Source organism: Mesorhizobium sp. M7A.F.Ca.MR.362.00.0.0, assembly GCF_004023175.1.
Taxonomy (GTDB): Bacteria; Pseudomonadota; Alphaproteobacteria; order Rhizobiales; family Rhizobiaceae; genus Mesorhizobium.
The window spans coordinates 4019-6920 of sequence record NZ_RZTF01000342.1; the positions used below are offsets into that span (position 1 = coordinate 4019).

A 2902-nucleotide genomic window follows, 5' to 3' on the forward strand; every position below is an offset into this window, starting at 1 on the left:
GGTATGAACTTCGGTGACGGGCTCCCGCAGGGCCAGCCGGCCCGCGACATAATTCTTGACCTGGCGGACGGCCTGTTCGCGCGAGACGCTGCCCGGTTGCAGGCCGAGCCGCAGCCAAAGCCCGTCGATCAGCGCCGTGACGCCAAGCGCGATGTCGTCGGCATCCGCCGGCGAGGCGAGGCCGTGCAGGCCCGACAACAGGTTCGAGCGCATGCGCGCATGGATCACCCGCTGGATACGGGCCATCTTCTCGTCGCGCGGCACCTCGGCGCAGAGCGACAGCCAGGCATGGCACAGAGGCGGCTGGAACAGATGCTCTTCGAAATTACCCTCGATCACCGCATCCATGCGCTCCATCGGCGTACGCGCCCGGCGAAGCCGCGCGATCACCGCCTGGCACAGGACGGCATTGGCTTCGCGCATCGCGTGCTCGAACAGTTCCTGCTTGTTGCGGAAATAGTGCAGCACGATGCCTTTGGAGGCACCTGCCTGGGCGGCCACTTTTTCCAGGGTCGCGCCGGCAATGCCCTCGCGCTCCAGAACCACGAAGGCCGCCTGCCGCAGCTCCTTGCGGCGTATCTCACTGAGACGCTTGAGTTTCACGGGATTGGTCCATGCATTTCGAATCCACGTTGACATTTTCGTCCGCTCAGATCAAGAATTGACCCATGGGACAATAAAAAGACCAATTGGTCAATTTTACGAATGAGGAGAACCGAAATGTTGCGCATCTTTGCAAATGGCGTCTGCCTTGCCGCCCTCATGTTGGCCACTCATGCGGCCCAGGCGGCCGAGGCCGAAGAGTGCAGGACGGTCCGCATGGCCGAACCCGGCTGGAACGACCTTGCCTTCACCACGGGGGTCGCCAACGTCCTGTTGGAGGCGCTCGGCTATCAGCCGCAAAGCCAGGTGCTCGGCATAAACGTCATCTACGAGGGCATGAAGAACAGGGACCTCGACCTGTTCCTGGGCTACTGGGATCCGGCCATGGTCACCTATTACGAGCCCTACAAGAAGGACGGCTCGGTCGAAAATGTGCGCGTCAATCTCGTGGGCGCCAAATACACCTTCGCCGTTCCGACCTACGCCTGGGATGCCGGCGTCAAGGACATTTCCGACCTGCACAAATTCGCCGACAAGTTCGGCAAGAAAATGTACGGCATCGAGCCCGGTTCAAACCAGTTGATGATGGACGCCATCGCCGATCCCGCCTTTGGCCTGGACGGCTGGCAAGTGGTCGAGTCCAGCGAAGCCGGCATGCTTTCCGAGGTCGGCTACGAGATCAAGGAAAAGCAGTTCATCGTCTTCCAGGGCTGGGCGCCGCATCCGATGAACACGATGTACGACTTCAAGTACCTGACCGGCGGCGACAAGTTCTTCGGCCCGAACTTCGGCGCCGCGACGGTGACGACGCAGGTGCGCAAGGGCTATCTCGAGCAATGCCCGAACGTCGCGCAATTCCTCAGGAATCTCGCCTTCGACATCGATTTCGAGAATGTCGGCATGGGCTATCTGATCAATGACGGCATGAAGCCGGAGGACGGCGCGCTGAAGGCAATCACGGCCAACAAAAGCCGCCTCGACGCCTGGCTCGCCGGCGTCACCACCTTCGACGGCCAACCCGGCCTCGCCGCCGTCAAGGAAAAGCTCGGTCTGTGAGAGCGGCGGTGCTTGATGCTTTGCCGGAGCAGGGCGCCTGGGCCGGCCGCAAGCAATTCGTCACTGTCGGCGATCTCGACATCGCCTATGTCGAGGTATCAGGCGCCGAGCCGGCACTGCTGTTGGTGCACGGCTTCACCGACACCAGCCGCAGTTTTTCGCTTCTGGCGCCATATCTGGCCGGCCGTCGTCTGATCATGCCGGATCTGCGCGGCCACGGCGCCTCGCAGGCTGGCAAGAACTGCGGCATCGCCGATCTTGCCGATGATATGGCCGGGCTGATCCAGAGTTTACAACTCGACCGACCGGTCGTGGTCGGCCATTCGCTGGGCGCCATGGTGGCTGTCGCCTTGGCTGCGGGGCACAAGGAGTTGATCGGCGGGCTGGTGGTCCTGGCCGGCACGTTGAAGCCCGATTTCGCGCCGGGTCATCCGCTGGTCGCGGGCGTCGAGGCCCTGCGCGACCCGATATCGCCGGCCGATCCGTTCTATGCCTGGTGGCATGCCTGTCGTCCCGACGTGCCAGCAGCCTTTCTCGCCGGCTTGGCGCAAGAGGCCTCGGCGATGCCGACCCCGCGCTGGCGCGCGATTCTCGAGGAAATCCGCCGCGCCGACCTGACCGATGCTGCACGAGCCGTGCAAGCCCGGACGCTGATCATCGCCGGCGCCTGCGACCCGCTGTTCGGCGAGGCGCACCAGCAGGCGTTGCAATCCGCCCTTGCCGGAGCCGTCTTCGTTCGGGCCGAGAGCTGTGGCCACAACCCGCATTGGGAAGACCCGGTCCTTGTCGCAAAGGCGATCATCGAGGCATTTGAAGTCTAACGCCCGACCAATGATTGCGATGTGGGCGACAGCCGCAAAGTCTCCGTTTGTTTGGTCAGGCCGAGCTGCGCGGCCTGCCAAAAATCCCGCCATGCCGGAGAAGCGGCTAGGGCGGCCTGGTGGCGGGCATGCGCCTCGGTGCTGGCAAAACCCATGACGCTGATGAAGACGTTTTCATCAGCCCGTACCGGCAGGCGCGGAAAACTGTTCTCGGCATGCTCGGTAACGAAGGCGGCGAGCAGGCGTGCGTCGGCCGTCATCAGGCACGCCGTCTCAGTCTCGAAGCGAGTGGCGAAATCTGCCTCCGTGCCGGGCTGCAAATGATGAATCTCGATGACAACGATGCCGGTCAGCGGTTTGTTTTGAATGGGCTTTTCGTCATCGGCCAGGCTTGGCCGCTGCTTGCCCGCGAGGTCGAAGCC

The 2902-nt window shown here is 63.1% G+C and carries 3 protein-coding genes and 1 pseudogene; 2 read left to right on the forward strand and 2 right to left on the reverse strand.

Features of this window, described 5'->3' with window-relative positions; translation table 11 throughout:
* Positions 1–639, reverse strand: a 639-nt coding sequence (betI, locus tag EOC06_RS29205; RefSeq protein WP_128309423.1) for a transcriptional regulator BetI, incomplete at its 3' end; no start/stop codon positions are given.
* Positions 640–720: 81 nt separating this feature from the next.
* Here betI and choX point away from each other — a divergent pair.
* Both choX and EOC06_RS29215 read left to right on the forward strand, forming a co-directional pair.
* Positions 721–1659 carry a choline ABC transporter substrate-binding protein gene (choX, locus tag EOC06_RS29210; RefSeq protein WP_127810798.1) on the forward strand — a complete coding sequence of 313 codons (939 nt, stop codon included), beginning with the start codon at positions 721–723 and terminating at the stop codon, positions 1657–1659.
* 8 nt (positions 1660–1667) lie between these two features.
* Positions 1668–2480, forward strand: coding sequence for an alpha/beta fold hydrolase (locus EOC06_RS29215; protein ID WP_128309422.1), 813 nt, complete (start codon positions 1668–1670; stop codon positions 2478–2480).
* On the opposite strand, the pseudogene EOC06_RS29220 reads toward EOC06_RS29215, so the two are convergent.
* Positions 2477–2902, reverse strand: a pseudogene (locus tag EOC06_RS29220) (NIPSNAP family protein); the annotation flags it as partial. The gene EOC06_RS29215 and the pseudogene EOC06_RS29220 sit on opposite strands and share 4 nt — an antisense overlap.

Coding starts and splice junctions, on each gene's coding strand:
- choX (WP_127810798.1), top strand. CDS start 721: ATGTTGCGCATCTTTGCAAATGGCGTCTGCCTTGCCGCCCTCATGTTG.